The sequence below is a fragment of the Streptomyces sp. NPDC043726 genome (genome assembly GCF_056436565.1).
Genome location: NZ_JBWKCI010000005.1, coordinates 56,546 through 71,668 on the forward strand (window position 1 = coordinate 56,546; position 15,123 = coordinate 71,668).

Consider the following 15,123-nt stretch of genomic DNA (forward strand, 5'->3'; position numbering starts at 1 on the left):
TCCCCGCGCCCCTCGGCGCCTGCGGCGCCTTCCGGCGCTCAGGGTGCCCCGGGTGTCACCAGGCCCGTCTCGTACGCGCAGATCACCGCCTGCACCCGGTCCCTCAGCCCCAGCTTGCTCAGCACATTGCTGACGTGGGTCTTCACCGTGTGCTCGCTGACGAACAGGGCCTCGGCGATCTCCGCGTTGGACAGCCCGCGGGCCAGCATGCGCAGGGTCTCCGCCTCGCGGGCCGTCAGGATGTCCAGGCGGTCGGGGGTGACCTCCGCCGCCGCCTCCTGCTTGCGGCGGCGGACCAGGTCGGCGACCAGGCGCCGGGTCACCGTGGGGGCGAGGAGGGAGTCGCCGGCGGCCACCACGCGGACGGCGTGGACCAGGTCGTCCCGGCGTACGTCCTTCAGCAGGAAGCCGCTGGCGCCCGCGCACAGGGCGTCGTACACGTACTCGTCCAGGTCGAACGTGGTCAGCATGACCACCTTGCAGGCGGACTGCCCGCACACCCGCCGGGCCGCCTCCAGGCCGTCCATCACGGGCATCCGGATGTCGAGCAGCAGGACGTCCGGGGTGTGCCGCTCCACCGCGGCCACCGCCTCCGCGCCGTCCCCGGCCTCGGCGACCACCTCGATGTCCGGCTGCGCCTCCAGGATCATGCTGAAGCCGCTGCGGACCAGTTCCTGGTCGTCGGCGACGACCACCCGGATGCTCACCCCAGCGCCGCCTGCCGGTCCCCGGCCGGGAGACGTACGAGGACCCGGAAACCGCCGTCCGGGCCGCGCCCGGCGCGTGCGCTGCCGCCGCAGGCCGCCGCCCGCTCGCGGATGCCGATCAGGCCGTGTCCGCCCGGTCCGTGCCCGCCGCCCGGGCCCGACGGACCGCGTCCGTCGTCCGTCACCGACAGTGTCAACTCGTCCTCCGCCCAGTCGAGAGCGACGGTAGCGGAGGAAGCGTACGCGTGCTTCACGGTGTTGGTGAGCGCCTCCTGCACGATGCGGTAGGCGGCGACCTCGGTGTCCGGGGGCAGCGGGCGCGGCCTGCCGCTCGCGCGCAGTTCGACCCGCAGCCCGGTGGACTCCGTGACCTGCCGGACCAGCCCGGGCAGCGCCGCCACACCAGGCTGCGGCAGCCGCCGCGCGCCGCCCTCGCGCTCCTCCTCCTTCAGCACCCCGAGGATCCGCCGCAACTGGGACATCGCGTCCCGGCCGGTCGCGGCGATGGCGTCGAACGCGGCCTCCGCGCGCGCCGGATCGCTGCGCACCACCACCGGCCCCGCCTCGGCCTGCACCACCATCAGGCTCACCGCGTGGGCCAGGATGTCGTGCATGTCCCGGGCGATCCGGGCCCGCTCCTGCGCGGTCGCCCGTGCCGTGTCCGCCGCCCGCTCCCGCTCCAGACGCCGGGCCCGGTCCACCAGGGCCGCGGTGTAGGCCCGCTGCACCCGGGCCAGCATGCCGAAGCCGTACGCGCCGACGACGCTCAGCAGTTGGAAGGCGTACTCGAAGGGCAGCGGATCCTGCTTGTGCTGCATGGTCAGCACGATCCCGAGGATCCAGCCGCCGAGCATGAACCGGCGCTGCCAGATCTTGCCCTGGGCGGCCATCGTGTAGAGGACGATCAGACCGGCGTAGACCACGTCCGGCGGTGGCGCGTGGTAGAGCGCCATCGCGGGCGTCGCCACGGACACGGCGCACGCGGTGGCGAAGGGCGCCCGGCGCCGCCACACCAGCGGCACCGCGGTGGCCGCGGCCAGCAGCCAGCCCTGCCAGGTCAGCCGGTCGTCGCCCTCGTCGGGGAAGATCCACTGGAGGGAGGCGGCGAACAGCACCAGCGCGGCGAGCGCGCCGTCGACGACGTAGGGATTCGCCGTGCGCAGCCGGGTGACGGCAGGGGCGAGCCAGGACGGCGGGGACATGGGCGGCTCCTCGGGGCAAGAGGCACCTCCAGTATCAGAGGCCGGATGCGGCGGCGTCCTCACCGGTGAGAGGGATATCGGGCCTCCGTTTGTGATCGGTTCGATGCCGCGGAGAAGGAACCAGACGTCGGAATCGTCCCTCTCAGAGATCGAGCAGAGATCGAAACAGAGCGTTCACAGCGTGTGCATGGTCATGGACCGACGGCTGCGACCACCATCGTTTTCGGACCCCTCACCCGCCGCCTCCCTGGAGACACGTATGCCGAGCCGCCGCCGACTCCTCACCGCGGCCGCCGCAGTGCCGGTGGCGGCCACGGCGGTCAGCGCGTGCGAGGACGGCGACTCCGCGCTGCCGCCGTCCGACGGCAAGCCGGCCGCCGCCGTCCCGGCCGTACGCTCCGGCTCGGGCCGGCTCAACTTCGTGGTGATCGTCGCCGACGATCTCGGCTACGGCGAACTGGGCTCCTACGGCCAGAAACTCATCAGCACGCCCCGCCTGGACGCCCTGGCCGCCGAGGGCCTGCGCTTCACCGACGCCTACGCCACCGCCCCCGTCTGCGCCCCCTCGCGCTGCTCGGTGCTCACCGGACTGCACGCGGGCCACGCCACCGTGCGCGAGAACCCGTGGGGCCCCGACGGCCAAGGCGCCCTCACCGACCGGGACTTCACCTTCGCCGAGGCCCTGCGCTCGCTGGGCTACCGCACCGGGATCATCGGCAAGTGGGGCTTCGGCCCCGAGCTGCCGGACCAGCCGAGCCACCCCAACTCCCGCGGTTTCGAGGAGTTCCACGGCTACATCGGCCACCGCCACGCCCACGACTACTTCCCCGAGTACCTGTGGCACAACGGCACCCGGCAGGAGATCCCCGCCAACCGCGGCGACGCCCGCGAGGTCTACGCCCCCGATCTGCTCAAGGAACGCGCGCTGGCGTTCCTCGACGCGCACCGCGCCGAGCCGTTCCTGCTGTACCTCACCCCGACCCTGCCGCACGCGCCCAGCCAGACGCCCGACGAGGGCGAGTACGCCGACCGTCCCTGGCCGGGCCCCGACCGCCGGCACGCGGCCCAGATCAGCACCTTCGACAGCCTCGTCGGCGAGGTCGTCGACCGGCTCCGGCGACTCGGCGTCGCGGGCCGCACCCTCGTCCTGGTCACCAGCGACAACGGACCGCACGAGGAGGGCCGTACGAACCCCGAACTCTTCGACGCGAACGGCCCGTTGCGCGGCTACAAACGCAACCTGTACGAGGGCGGCATCCGCGTCCCGCTGATCGCCTGGTCCCCGCCGCACGTCCCGGCCGGCACCACCGACCGCCCCACCCCGCTCACGGACCTGCTCCCCACGCTGGCCGACCTGGCCGGGGCCCCCGCCCCGACGGACGTCGACGGCCTCTCGCTGGCCTCCCTGCTCCGGGGCTCCGGACACCCGGCCCGCCACGACAGCCTGTACTTCTACCGCAACCACAGCGGAGTCACCCCGCGCTCCGACGCGGAGGACCAGGGACGCGGCCGACGCCTGGCCGAGGCCCTGCGCCGGGGCGATCTGAAAGCGGTGCGCTTCGCCCCGGGCCAGGACCGGACCGCCCCCGACGACCTGTGGGACGTGGAGCTGTACGACCTGTCCAGGGACCCCGGCGAACAGCACGACCTGGCCGCCGCGCGCCCCGCCCAGGCGGACGCCCTGGTGCGGCTGATGCGCGAGTCCTGGGCGCCGACGTACGCGCGCGAGCCGTTCGGGCTGACGCTGGAGGCGACGGGCGCAACGGTGACCGCCACCCTCGCCAACGGCTCCGCCCGCCCCTGGACCGCCCCCCGCCTCGTCCTGCGCGCCCCCGGCGGCTGGGACATACACGCCCTGGACCCGGTCACGGCCCCCGTCCTGCGCCCCGGCGCCGAACTGACGGTCCGCTGGCGCGTCACCCCGGCCCAGGTCACCTCCGACACGACCCTCGCCTGCCGGGCCACGGCACGGCACGCGGGGGAAGCGGTGACGTACCTGGCCCGCACTCAGCTCGGCTGATCCGGCCGCCACCCCAACCCCCGGGAGATCCCCCGCGCCGCGATCCGCACCGCCGGGATCAGCACCGGGACCTGGGCATCGGCCTCGGGCACCACCACCGACACCGCCGCGACCACCCCACCGCCGGGCCCGCGCACCGCAGCCGCCACCGACAACGCGTCCTCCGTCACCTGACGCACACTCACCGCCACGCCCGTGCGCCGCACTTCGGCCAGTTCCCGGCGCAGCCGGGCGGGGTCGGTGATGGTGAACGGCGTGAAGGCGGCCAGCGGGCCCGCGCAGTACTCCTCCTGGCGGGCGGGGTCGTCATGGGCCAGCAGGGCGAGCCCGACCCCGGTGGCGTGCAGCGGCCAGCGCGCGCCGACCCGGATGTGGACGCCCACCGCCGAACGGCCCGACAACCACTCGATGTACACGACCTCTCCTGCGTCCCGCACCGCCAACTGCACGTTCTCGTGGGTCGCTTCGTACAGGTCCTCCAGATACGGCAGCGCGACCTGCCGCAGTGCGAGACCGCGCGGGGCCAGCGCCGCGACCTCCCACAGCCGGAGCCCGATGTGATAGTCGCCGGAGGAGTCCCGCTCCAACGCGCCCCACTCGGTGAGGGCGGCCACGAGCCGGTGCGCGGTGGTCAGGCTCAGTCCGGCCCGCCGGCTGATGTCCGTCAGGCTCAGGGCCGGGTGCTCGTGGTCGAACGCGGCGAGCACGGACAGCAGCCGGTCGGGCGCGGAGCGAGGGGTCATGGCCGGGCGTCTCCGGGGTGGGCCAGGTCGTAGGGGCGGGGGTAGGGGGCCGGACGGTAGTCGGCGTAGCGGGGTTCGGCGGCCGGATCCTGCGCGGCGGAGCGGGAGTTGAGCGCGGCCGGTGACGCGTCCCAGCGGCCCGTGTCCAGCCTTGTCTCCAACGTCCGCAGGGCGCCCAGCATCTCGCCCGGGGTGAAGGTGCAGTGGCCCGGCGCGTCGACATGGGCCTGCGCCAGCAGCCGGCCCGAGCCCGCCGCGGTGGCGGCCCTGCGGTAGGCGGACTCCGCCTGGACGGGGATCAGTGTGTCCCCGGTCGTGTGGATGTTCAACTGGGGGTCGGTGAGGCGGCCCTTGAACACGCTGGTGTCACGCATCCACCGTACGGCCGAGGCGTCGGCGCTGATCCGGGGTGCACGGTCCAGGGCGTTCAGGTCCGCGCGCAGGGACACCTCCGCCTCCTTGTAGGCCTCGGTCACCTCCTTGTGGAGCGGGGAGCGGTGGAGCATCGCCGTGTAGTCGACGCCCGTGTTCCAGGACGGGTTGCCGCCCGCCCGGCCCTCCGCCTCCTGGCGCCAGCTGAAGGCGGGGAGTTGGACGAGGGCCGGTATGTCGGTACCGGGGATGTTGTGCAGGGCCGCGGCGAGGGCGATCCGGGCGCGGCCCTCCGCGGTTCCCTGGGCCGCTGCCACGGCCGCGCCGAGCGACCTCGCGGCGCCCTGCGCCTCCGCCTGGTCGGTGAAACCGGTGAGCTTCACGTCCGAGCCAAGCAGGGTCCGCAGCGCGAACACCGGGTCCAGGGTGCTGTTCCAGTTCGCCACCCCGCCCTGCACCAGACCGCACATGGACAGCGAGCCGTCGAAGCGGGCGGCGTGCCGTTCGGCGAGGGTGGTCGTGACGAGACCGCCGTAGGAGGTGCCCCAGGCGAGCGTCCGGTCGGCCGCGCCGAACTTCTCCGTGAACACGTCCAGCGTGGCGAGTTGGTCGGGCACCGCCTCGGTCACGGACCAGCCGGTGGTGGCGTAGGAGGAGCCGATGAGGGCGTATCCCTGGTCCAGGAGCTTGTCCCGGGTTGCCGAATCGGGCGCGTTCTGGGGCGGGTTGGGCCAGCCGGCGGCCCGGTAGCCGTGGCTGTAGAGGAGGACGGTGCCGTTCCAGTCGGCGGGCACGTCCATCAAGTAGGCAGCACCCGAGGGGAGTTGCCCTTCCAGGTGGGCGTCCGTGGCGGGCAGTGCGGCCGCCGTGGTGAGGGTGACGGCCAGCGCGACGAGGAGAGTTCTCACCGGGGGGTCCCTTCCGGGGTGGGGGTCGCGGATCGGGCCGGGCTCGGTTCCAGAGTGTCCGTGTGCGTCTCGCGGATCCGCCAGACCGTGAGCGCGGTGATCGCCGCGCCGCCGCACAGCAGCAGCGACACGGGGGTGCTGCCGCCGCCGTTCGAGGCGAGCAGACTGCTCGCGATCAGCGGCGAGAAGCCCGCGCCGATTAGGGTGGCGGCCTGGTAGCCCAGGGAGGCGCCGGTGTAGCGGACCCGGGTGCCGAACATCTCGCTCAGCAGGGCGCCGAGCGGGCCGTACATCGTGGACTGGGCGACGCCGTGGCCGAGCGCGAGGGCGAGGATCAGCAGGCCGGGGGAGCCGGAGTCCACCAGCGCGAGCACGGGGAAGGCGAGCGCGGCGGAGAGGACCGCGCCGGTCAGGACCACCGGGCGGCGGCCCACCTTGTCGGACAGGACGGAGGCGGCGGGCAGCACCAGCAGGGCGACGGCCGAGGCCACGGTCACCGCGGTGAGCACCTGCGGGCGGCTGTAGCCCTCGTCGACGGCGTACGAGATCATGAAGCTGGTCAGCAGGGACTGCGCGGTGAACGCGCCGATGCCGACGCAGGTCGCCAGCACGACCGGCTTCGGGCGGCGCAGCAGCTCCAGCACGGGCGGTTTCTCGCGCGGCGCGGGCTTGGTGAACAGCGGGCTCTCGGCGACCTTGAGGCGGACGAACATGCCGACGCCCAGCAGCACCACGCTCAGCAGGAACGGCACCCGCCAGCCCCAGGAGCGGAAGTCGTCGTCGGGCAGGGTGGAGACCAGGGTGACGACTCCGGCCGAGAGCAACGAGCCGAGCGGGGCGCCGAGTTGGGTGAAGCTGGACCACAGTCCGCGCCGCGCTCCCTGGGTGCGCTCGGCGTGCTCGACGACCATCAGGGTGGCGCCGCCCCACTCGCCGCCGATCGCGATGCCCTGCACGACGCGGAGCAGGACGAGCAGCACGGGAGCCCAGACGCCGATGGCGTCGTAGGTGGGCAGCAGGCCGATCAGGAAGCTGCCGGAGCCCATGAGGAGCATGGTCAGCAGCATCATCGACTTCCGGCCGACCCGGTCGCCGAAGTGGCCGAAGAGGATGCCGCCGACCGGCCGGGCGAGGTAGCCGGCGGCGAAGGTGCCGAAGGCGGCGATGGTGCCGACGGCCGGGTCGGCGTCGGGGAAGAACAGGTCGCCGAAGACGAGCGCGGCGACCGTGCCGTAGACGAGGAAGTCGTAGAACTCCACGGCGGTGCCGAGCAGGCCGGAGAGGGCCACTCGGCGCAACTGCCGGGAGTTCTCGGGGAGATGGGATGGCTGCACGGTGGGCTCCCTGGGGGACGGTGCCGATGCCTCCGTGAAGTTAGGCATCGATCGTGCAGCCGTCAATCACTTGCACAACATCAGTTCCCCGGCGTCATCCGATCTACGGCATCGCCCTCTCCCGGCATCACCCGTTGCCCGGCTTCTCCTCCGCGATCCGCAGCAGCAGCGCCTGGAGGGTTTCGCGCTCGCTCGCGTCGAGCGGCCCCAGCAGTTCGCCCGTCACCCGCCGGCTCGCCTCGTCGGTGTCGCGCAGGAAGGCGCGGCCGGCCTCGGTGAGGACGACGATCCGGCTGCGGCGGTCGTCGGGGGAGGGGCGGCGCTCGGCGAAGCCCGCCTTCTCCAGGTCGTCGACCAGGCCGACGATCGCGCTCGGGTCGTAGCCGAGCCGCGTGCTCAACTCCCGCTGGAGGGCGCCTTCGCCGGTGGCGAGGAAGCGCAGCACCGCGTAGTGGCGCAGCCGCAGACCGGACTCCTGGAGGCAGGCGTTGAACAGTTGCCCGGAGCGCAGGCCCAGGCGGTAGAGCAGGTAGCCCGTGTCCGCGTGCAGTGCACGCATCCACGGCTCGTTCGCGTCGATGGCGGTCGTCTTCATGGCGCCAGTCTTTCGCAGTGGACGGTCGCGGACAACTATTGACGTCACCAATTATTGCTCTTAGCTTCGATCTCCGTCGCATCACCTCGCGAAGGGATTCGCCCGTGCCCAGCATCGATCTCACCGGCCAGGTGGCCGTCGTCACCGGCAGCGGCCGGGGCCTCGGCCTCGCCTACGCGCACGCCCTGGCCGCCCACGGCGCCTCGGTGGTCGTCAACGACCTCGACGAGGCCGTCGCCGCCGAGGCCGCGAAGTCGATCACCGAGGCGGGCGGCACGGCCGTCGCCGAGGCGGTCGCGGTCGGTACGACCGAGGCGGCGGACCGGCTCGTCGCGCGTGCCGTCACCGAGTTCGGCCGCCTCGACGTGCTGGTCACCAACGCCGGCATCCTGCGCGACAAGGTGCTGTGGAAGATGACGGACGACGATTTCGACGCCGTCGTCACGACCCACCTGAAGGGCACCTTCACCTGCGCCCGCGCCGCCGCCGTCCGGATGCGCGAGCAGGGCGAGGGCGGCAGCCTGATCCTGGTCGGCTCCCCGGCCGGGCAGCGCGGCAACTTCGGGCAGACCAACTACGCGGCGGCCAAGGCGGGCATCGCCGCCATGGCCCGCACCTGGTCGATGGAGCTGGCCCGCGCGCACATCACCGTCAACGCGATCGTGCCGGTCGCCGCGACCGCGATGACCGAGACCGTCCCCGCCTTCGCGCCGTACGTCGAGGCCATGCGCGCCGGCGAGCGGCTGCCCGACGTCCTGCGCAAGGGCGAGGGCTTCGGCACCCCCGAGGACTGCGCGGCCCTCGTCCCCTTCCTCGCCTCGGCGGCGGCCCGTTCGGTGACCGGTCAGTGCGTCGGCATCGGCGGCGACAAGGTGGCTCTCTGGTCGCATCCGCAGGAGATCAGCACGGCCTACGCCGACGGCGGCTGGACCCCCGACACCCTGGCCGACGCCTTCCCCACGTCGGTCGGCGCCCAGCTCCAGACGGTCGGCATCCCCGCCCCGAAGCTTCCGGAGGCGTGATGGACCTCGGCACTCTGACCGCCATAGACGTCCACACCCACGCGGAGGTGTCGTCGAAGGGCCACTCCTCGCTCGCCGACGACCTGCACGACGCCTCCTCCGCCTATTTCAAGGTGGAGGGCAAGCGGAAGCCGACCCTGGAGGAGACCGCCGCCTACTACCGCGAGCGGAACATGGCCGCCGTGATCTTCACGGTGGACGCCGAATCGGCCACCGGCACCCCGCCCGTGCCCAACGAGGAGGTCGCGGAGGCCGCCGCCGCCAACTCCGACGTCCTGATCCCCTTCGCCTCCGTGGACCCCTTCCGCGGGAAGGCGGGCGTACGGCAGGCCCGCCGCCTGGTCGAGGAGTACGGGGTGAAGGGGTTCAAGTTCCACCCCAGCATCCAGGGCTTCTTCCCGAACGACCGGGCGGTGGCGTACGGCCTCTACGAGGTGATCGAGGAGACCGGCGCGATCGCCCTCTTCCACACCGGACAGACGGGCATCGGCGCGGGCGTGCCGGGCGGTGGCGGAATCCGCCTGAAGTACTCGAACCCCCTGCACGTCGACGACGTGGCCGCCGACTTCCCGCAGCTGAAGATCATCCTGGCGCACCCGTCCTTCCCCTGGCAGGACGAGGCCCTCGCCGTCGCCACCCACAAGCCGGGCGTGCACATCGACCTGTCCGGCTGGTCGCCGAAGTACTTCCCGCCGCAGCTCGTGCGGTACGCCAACACCCTGCTGAAGGACAAGGTCCTCTTCGGCTCCGACTTCCCCGTCCTCACCCCCGACCGCTGGCTCGCCGACTTCGCGAAGCTGGAGATCAAGGAAGAGGTCCGGCCGAAGATCCTCAAGGAGAACGCCGCCCGGCTGCTCGGGCTGACCACACCGTAAGGGGTGCCGGATGCGCAACGAGGGAACCGGGTCGTGGCCCGCTCGCCGGGCCCGCAAGACCCCGCACCGCACCGCCCTGATCCACGGCGGGACGACCTGGACGTACGCCCAGCTCCACGACCGCGTCACCCGCCTCGCCCACGCCCTGCGCGCCCGCGGCCTCCGGCGCGGCGACCGAATCGCCTACCTCGGCCCGAACCACCCCTCCTACCTGGAGACCCTGTTCGCCGCGGGCACCCTCGGCGCGGTCTTCGTCCCGCTCAACACCCGCCTCGCGGGCCCCGAGATCGCCTACCAGCTCGCCGACTCCGGCGCCAAGGCGCTGATCCACGGCCCCTCGCACACCGGCCTCGTCGCGAGCACGGATGTCCCTTCGCACGTCGAAGTAGGCGCCGGGTACGAGGAGTTGCTGGCTACTGCCGCCACCGACCCCATCGACGAACCGGTCGGTCCGGACGACACCTGCGTCATCATGTACACCTCGGGCACGACCGGGCGTCCCAAGGGCGCCATGCTCAGCCACGGCAACCTCGTCTGGAACGCGGTCAACGTCCTCGTCGACACCGACCTCGTCTCCGACGAACGCGCCCTGGTCTCCGCGCCGTTGTTCCACACGGCGGGCCTGAACATGCTGACGCTGCCGGTGCTGCTGAAGGGCGGCACCTGCGTCCTGGTCGAGTCCTTCGACCCGGACTCCACCTTCGACCTGGTCGAACGGCACCGGATCAGCTTCATGTTCGGGGTGCCCACCATGTTCGACCAGCTCGCCCGGCACCCGCGCTGGGCGGACGCCGACCTGTCCTCCCTGCGGATCCTGACCTGCGGCGGCTCCCCGGTGCCGACGCCGCTGATCGCCGCGTACCAGGAGCGCGGGCTCACCTTCCTCCAGGGCTACGGCATGACCGAGACCGCGCCCGGCGCGCTCTTCCTGGACGCCGAACACGCGGTGAGCAAGGCCGGTTCGGCGGGGGTGCCGCACTTCTTCAGCGACGTGCGCGTGGTGCGGCCCGACCTGACTCCGGCCGGGGCCGGCGAGACCGGGGAGATCGTCGTGCGGGGGCCGCACGTCATGTCCGGCTACTGGGGGCTGCCCGAGGAGTCGGCCGCCTCCTTCGCGGACGGCTGGTTCCGCAGCGGAGACGCGGCCCGCACGGACGAGGACGGGTACGTCTTCGTCGTCGACCGCATCAAGGACATGATCATCTCGGGTGGGGAGAACGTCTACCCCGCCGAGATCGAGGACCTGCTCCTCGCCCACCCCGACGTCGTCGAGTGCGCGGTCATCGGCGTCCCCGACGACAAGTGGGGCGAGGTGCCGCGCGCGGTCGTCGTCCCCCGCGAGGGCGCCGCGCTCGACCCCGACGAGATCCTCGCCGCCCTCTCCGGCCGGCTCGCCAAGTACAAGATCCCCAAATCGGTGGTGCTCGCGGACGAACTCCCGCGCACCGCCTCCGGAAAGCTCCTCAAGTCCCGTGTCCGCAGTCGGTACGGCAACAGCTAAGGAACCCCATGAGCATCACCGTGAACGGCCTCGACGAACTGAAGAAGCTCGCGGGCGTCGACCTCGGCACCAGTGAGTGGATCGAGGTCACGCAGGACCGTGTCGACACGTTCGCCGACGCCACCGGCGACCACCAGTGGATCCACGTGGACCCGAAGAAGGCCGCCGCGGGCCCCTTCGGCGCCCCGATCGCCCACGGCTACCTCACCCTGTCCCTGTTCATCCCGCTCTTCACCGAGCTGCTGGACGTCCAGGGCGTCACCACGAAGGTCAACTATGGCCTGAACAAGGTCCGTTTCCCCTCCCCGGTCAAGGTCGGCTCGCGGATCCGGCTGGTCGGCAGGCTCGCCGAGGTCGAGGAGGTGCCGGGCGGAGTGCAGATCACCGTGGACGGCACGATCGAGATCGAGGGCGGCGCGAAACCGGCGGCCGTGCTGCAGAGCCTGTCACGGTTCTACGGCTGACCCGGCGAGGTGCGCTACGGCTGATCCGCGCGCACCGGCACCAGGTCGAGGAGCCGTACCGCCGCCGCGTCCGCGAGGGGGGTCAGCCGCTCGTGCACGGAGCGGAACGTCTTCTCGGCCCGGTCCGCCGGCCAGTCCTCAGGGAGGTGGCGGACCGGCAGCCGGGGGTCGCGGCGGATGAGGCGCAGCCACTCCGCCTGCAGCCGCAGCCGCAGGGCCAGCGCGTCGTCGGGGTCCGGAGTGTCCGTCTCCCAGGGCTGCCAGCGCGTCCTGAACATCTCGTAGCGTGCCGCCAGTTCGGACAGCTCCCAGGTCTCCTCGATCATCGAGCCGATGTCCATTCCGGCGTCGGCCTGCGCGCGGAAGACCTTCACATGGGCGGACAGGCCGAGTTCGGCGACCAGGGAGGACACGTCGACCTCGCCGGGGGCGATCCACAGGCCGTTGAACAGCGGTCCGAAGCCGCTCCAGGTGAGCTGGGAGCGCAGGTCGTGGCGCTGGCGCTGCCAGGACTCGGGGAGGGAGAAGCCGAGCAGGGTCCAGGTCCCGTCCCACTGCCGGTTGACCGCGCCGGTGTGCCAGATCCTGCGCTCCCCGTCGCGCAGTACGGCCGTGGAGCGGTCCGTGAGGCCGAAGTACATCCGGCGGCCCTCGCGCTGGCGGCGGAGCAGACCGCGGTTCACCATCCGGGTCAGCGTCGAGCGGGTGGCCTGTTCGCCGACGCCCGCGCGGGCGAAGACGTCGATGACGCTGCCCGAGTACACGCAGACGTCCCGGCCGAGCACCTGCTCGCCCAGGAACGTCAGCATGAGGGACTGGGGCCGCAGCGACTCTTCCGTGGTCACGCGGCCCACCGTAACCCGAGGTCGATCAGCCGGCGCTCTGCCGGTAGGAGTGGACGCTCGTCGACACCGCGCAGACGCCGGGCTGGATCACCTCGGCGCGCAGGGTGCCGCTGTTCACGTCGTAGTCCACGCCCTCCGTCTCGAAGGTGCCGGTACAGATGCTGCGCTGCGGCAGCGCGAACAGCGCCTTCACCGCGCCGGTGATCGGCTGCCCGTCCAGCTTGCGGGGCAGGTCGACCTGGAGGAGCGGGCGGACTTGCGGGAACAGGGACCCGGTGGCGTCGTTGGAGGCGCACACCAGGCGCGTGTCGGTGACGAAGTCACAGCCCTGGATGTCCCGGACCGGTCTGTCGAGGGTGATCTGCCAGGCCTCCTCGAGATCCCCGCCGGTGGACGGGGTGGAGGGGTTGAGCAGCGGAGCGGGGAAGACCTGCAGCCGGTTCTGGTCGCCCCACTCGCCCGACACCATCCACTGCCCGTCCGGCGAGACGGTCGCGAAGGAGTTGTTGAGCTTCTCGCCCGGGTTGAGCCGGTGCACGTACTCGTAGCGCTTCCCGGCCGGGGTGGTCACCGCGAACATCTTGGAGGTGGCGGTGTCCGGGCCCTGGTAGGCGTCGAAGACGTGCCCCTGCGCGATGTCCGGGTCGCCGACGTGGTTCCAGCCCTTGACCCGCAGCGCCAGGGGTATGTCCAGGAGCCCCCGGTACAGCAGCGAGCCGTCGGCCCGGCTGGCGAGCCCCTGCCCGCCGCCCAGGCTGTCGGTGTACGCCGTGCCGGTCTCCTCCCAGTGCGGGTCACCGGCCGCCGACGCGGTGCCCGCGCCGAGGGAGAGTGCGGCTAACCCAGCTGCCAGGGACACGAGTTGACGCTTCATCAGACACCCTTCACGTCGACGAACACCGGGTTGGAATAGAACCACGTATCGGCCCACGGGTCACCGTTGCCGGGCTCGTGGGTGATCGGCCCGTGCGGGTCCACGGCCGCGCCCAGGTATCCGGCGCCGTGCCGGTTGCCGTCGCTGCCCCGCAGCCGGACGTAGAACGACTCCTCCCCGGCGACCAGCGGAATGCGCAGGGCGTACGTCCCCTTGCGGCCGCTCACGTCCTTGGTGTGGACGACCTTGGTGTCGGGGGCCCGCCAGCTGTCCCGGTCAGCCGAAGGGCCGCGCACCGCGCCCCGGATGACGTCGACGTGCGCCAACTCGGGCAGGAGTCCCTCGGGGTTGGGGCGGGAGGCGCTGGTCACCGTCACGTTGAGGGTGAGCCGCTCGCCCTTGCGGACGCGGAGCCGGCCGCCCAGGGTGACGCCCCGGCCGTGGTCGAGGTCCCGCTTCAGCCGGACCTCGAGCCCGTCCAGCAGATGCCCGTGGTCCAGCCAGACCCGGCCCGCGCGCAGGCCCGCCATCACCGCGCGGTAGCCGTAGCGCGTGACGCCGACGTGGGTGCGGGAGAACTGGCCGGGCCAGAAGTCGCTGCCGGGCTGCGGGGTGTCGGTGTTCACCGGGTCGGGCAGCCGGCCGGTGTTGTCGAAGTTCCGGCCCGGCGGCCAGTCACCGTTCTTCCAGGTGTCGAAGACGATCCGGTGCGCGTCGGAGTTGGTCGTGATGGAGAACAGCCGGCCCTCCGCCAGCATCGCGTCCCAGAGCCCGCCGACCGTCGCCGTCGCCCAGTCGAAACCGCCGTACGTGCGGTACGCCTCCGCCGGATACCCGGGCCAGGACTGGGCCGACGGCTTGTTCTCGTACTCGCCGCGGATCGAGGTGGATCCGCGCAGGCCGGGGAGGGCGGCGCCCTGGGCGCCTGGCGCGCCCTCCATGCCGATCATGATCTCGGGCGCCGCGTCCCGCCAGGTGCGCATCTCGTGCGGGGAGTCGATGCCCAGGCGCATGGGGTGGTTGGCGAGCACGAGGACGTCGTCGACGTAGCCGGTACGGCGCTGCTCGGCCAGCCACTGGATCGCCTTGACGGCATGGGCCTCGTTGCGGGCGGTGTCCGCCGCGCCGGGGGCGCCCTCGGTCCAGCCGAGCAGCTTGCCGTCGTAGGCGCTCTCGAACTGCGTCAGCAGGTCGACCTCGTTCGGGCCGGGCGCCGTGAAGACCGTGCAGTGCTCGGCGGCCGGGATGTACCACTCCAGACCTTGGAAGATCAGCTGGCGCGGGTTCTCGGCACGGGCCTTCAGGATCTCCTCGTGCTCCAGCGCGGCGCCGTACTCGGCGTGCCCGACGTTGGAGTGCTCGGTGAACACCATCCAGTCCAGGCCGTACTTCGCGCCCGCGGCGGCGAGTTGGGAGAACGTGTACTTGGCGTCATGGCTGTATTGGTGTGGATGTGGTGGTCGCCGACGAGGTAGGCGAGCCGGGGATCGTCCTGGGACGCGGAGGCCGCCGCTGCGGGCACGGCCGCGGAGCCGAGCGTGAAGGCGGTGCCGAACAGGCCCGCGCCCCGCAGCAGTCCGCGCCGGGACAGGCCCTGCGGATCGAGGGCCTCGGGCGCGACGGACGGGTCGGCCCAGGCGGGCAGCTGCTGGTCGTTCATG

Annotated in this window: 13 protein-coding genes and 1 pseudogene; 5 read left to right on the forward strand and 9 right to left on the reverse strand. The window is 72.3% G+C overall.

The annotated features are described in order from the left end of the window. Positions 1-38: 38 nt before the first annotated feature. Together AC068Z_RS15855 and AC068Z_RS15860 are read right to left on the reverse strand one after the other, a co-directional pair. Positions 39-707: a response regulator gene (locus AC068Z_RS15855; RefSeq protein WP_478555478.1), complete on the reverse strand. Its 669-nt coding sequence runs from the start codon at positions 705-707 to the stop codon at positions 39-41. Further along, a complete protein-coding gene (locus tag AC068Z_RS15860; RefSeq protein WP_478555480.1) occupies positions 704-1,909 on the reverse strand; it encodes a sensor histidine kinase in 1,206 nt (401 codons plus the stop codon). The genes AC068Z_RS15855 and AC068Z_RS15860 overlap by 4 nt, the downstream gene beginning before the upstream one ends. Before the next feature lie 259 nt (positions 1,910-2,168). On the opposite strand from AC068Z_RS15860, the gene AC068Z_RS15865 reads away from it, so the two are divergent. Next, entirely contained in the window at positions 2,169-3,929 is a 1,761-nt protein-coding gene (locus AC068Z_RS15865; protein ID WP_478555482.1) for a sulfatase-like hydrolase/transferase, read from the forward strand. On the opposite strand, the gene AC068Z_RS15870 is transcribed toward AC068Z_RS15865, so the two are convergent. The 4 genes from AC068Z_RS15870 to AC068Z_RS15885 all read right to left on the reverse strand — a co-directional run bounded on the left by AC068Z_RS15870 (position 3,917) and on the right by AC068Z_RS15885 (position 7,881). Further along, complete coding sequence (locus AC068Z_RS15870; RefSeq protein ID WP_478555484.1) at positions 3,917-4,672, reverse strand: IclR family transcriptional regulator; 756 nt, start codon at positions 4,670-4,672, stop codon at positions 3,917-3,919. The two genes, AC068Z_RS15865 and AC068Z_RS15870, sit on opposite strands and share 13 nt — an antisense overlap. After that, positions 4,669-5,952: an alpha/beta hydrolase family protein gene (locus tag AC068Z_RS15875; protein ID WP_478555486.1), complete on the reverse strand. Its 1,284-nt coding sequence runs from the start codon at positions 5,950-5,952 to the stop codon at positions 4,669-4,671. The genes AC068Z_RS15870 and AC068Z_RS15875 overlap by 4 nt, the downstream gene beginning before the upstream one ends. After that, positions 5,949-7,241: an MFS transporter gene (locus AC068Z_RS15880; RefSeq protein WP_478556333.1), complete on the reverse strand. Its 1,293-nt coding sequence runs from the start codon at positions 7,239-7,241 to the stop codon at positions 5,949-5,951. The genes AC068Z_RS15875 and AC068Z_RS15880 overlap by 4 nt, the downstream gene beginning before the upstream one ends. A gap of 172 nt (positions 7,242-7,413) precedes the next feature. Then, complete coding sequence (locus AC068Z_RS15885; RefSeq protein WP_478555488.1) at positions 7,414-7,881, reverse strand: MarR family winged helix-turn-helix transcriptional regulator; 468 nt, start codon at positions 7,879-7,881, stop codon at positions 7,414-7,416. A 104-nt stretch (positions 7,882-7,985) separates the two neighbouring features. Between AC068Z_RS15885 and AC068Z_RS15890 the strand changes: the two genes are divergently transcribed. Genes AC068Z_RS15890 through AC068Z_RS15905 form a run of 4 tightly spaced genes read left to right on the forward strand, consistent with a single transcriptional unit; the run spans position 7,986 to position 11,743 of the window. Beyond that, entirely contained in the window at positions 7,986-8,903 is a 918-nt protein-coding gene (locus AC068Z_RS15890; RefSeq protein WP_478555490.1) for an SDR family NAD(P)-dependent oxidoreductase, read from the forward strand. Further along, positions 8,903-9,778 carry an amidohydrolase family protein gene (locus AC068Z_RS15895; RefSeq protein ID WP_478555492.1) on the forward strand — a complete coding sequence of 292 codons (876 nt, stop codon included), beginning with the start codon at positions 8,903-8,905 and terminating at the stop codon, positions 9,776-9,778. The genes AC068Z_RS15890 and AC068Z_RS15895 overlap by 1 nt, the downstream gene beginning before the upstream one ends. Before the next feature lie 10 nt (positions 9,779-9,788). Next, positions 9,789-11,279: an o-succinylbenzoate--CoA ligase gene (gene menE / locus AC068Z_RS15900; protein WP_478555494.1), complete on the forward strand. Its 1,491-nt coding sequence runs from the start codon at positions 9,789-9,791 to the stop codon at positions 11,277-11,279. An 8-nt stretch (positions 11,280-11,287) separates the two neighbouring features. After that, positions 11,288-11,743: a MaoC family dehydratase gene (locus AC068Z_RS15905; RefSeq protein ID WP_478555496.1), complete on the forward strand. Its 456-nt coding sequence runs from the start codon at positions 11,288-11,290 to the stop codon at positions 11,741-11,743. A gap of 14 nt (positions 11,744-11,757) precedes the next feature. Here AC068Z_RS15905 and AC068Z_RS15910 read toward each other — a convergent pair whose 3' ends face one another. The 3 genes and pseudogenes from AC068Z_RS15910 to AC068Z_RS15920 all read right to left on the reverse strand — a co-directional run bounded on the left by AC068Z_RS15910 (position 11,758) and on the right by AC068Z_RS15920 (position 15,122). After that, positions 11,758-12,588 carry a PaaX family transcriptional regulator gene (locus tag AC068Z_RS15910; protein ID WP_478555498.1) on the reverse strand — a complete coding sequence of 277 codons (831 nt, stop codon included), beginning with the start codon at positions 12,586-12,588 and terminating at the stop codon, positions 11,758-11,760. A 25-nt stretch (positions 12,589-12,613) separates the two neighbouring features. Further along, the gene (locus AC068Z_RS15915; protein ID WP_478555500.1) at positions 12,614-13,462 is read right to left on the reverse strand and encodes a hypothetical protein; all 849 of its coding nucleotides are present in this window, start codon (positions 13,460-13,462) and stop codon (positions 12,614-12,616) included. Continuing rightward, positions 13,462-15,122, reverse strand: a pseudogene (locus AC068Z_RS15920) (PHP domain-containing protein). The gene AC068Z_RS15915 and the pseudogene AC068Z_RS15920 overlap by 1 nt, the downstream one beginning before the upstream one ends. Between the last annotated feature and the right edge of the window lies 1 nt (position 15,123).

What these genes read in the sequence shown, in the direction of transcription:
- AC068Z_RS15885 (WP_478555488.1), bottom strand. Translation starts at nt 7,881, where the DNA reads ATGAAGACGACCGCCATCGACGCGAACGAGCCGTGGATGCGTGCACTG.
- AC068Z_RS15870 (WP_478555484.1), bottom strand. Translation starts at nt 4,672, where the DNA reads ATGACCCCTCGCTCCGCGCCCGACCGGCTGCTGTCCGTGCTCGCCGCG.
- AC068Z_RS15905 (WP_478555496.1), top strand. Translation starts at nt 11,288, where the DNA reads ATGAGCATCACCGTGAACGGCCTCGACGAACTGAAGAAGCTCGCGGGC.
- menE (WP_478555494.1), top strand. Translation starts at nt 9,789, where the DNA reads ATGCGCAACGAGGGAACCGGGTCGTGGCCCGCTCGCCGGGCCCGCAAG.
- AC068Z_RS15860 (WP_478555480.1), bottom strand. Translation starts at nt 1,909, where the DNA reads ATGTCCCCGCCGTCCTGGCTCGCCCCTGCCGTCACCCGGCTGCGCACG.
- AC068Z_RS15865 (WP_478555482.1), top strand. Translation starts at nt 2,169, where the DNA reads ATGCCGAGCCGCCGCCGACTCCTCACCGCGGCCGCCGCAGTGCCGGTG.
- AC068Z_RS15895 (WP_478555492.1), top strand. Translation starts at nt 8,903, where the DNA reads ATGGACCTCGGCACTCTGACCGCCATAGACGTCCACACCCACGCGGAG.
- AC068Z_RS15915 (WP_478555500.1), bottom strand. Translation starts at nt 13,462, where the DNA reads ATGAAGCGTCAACTCGTGTCCCTGGCAGCTGGGTTAGCCGCACTCTCC.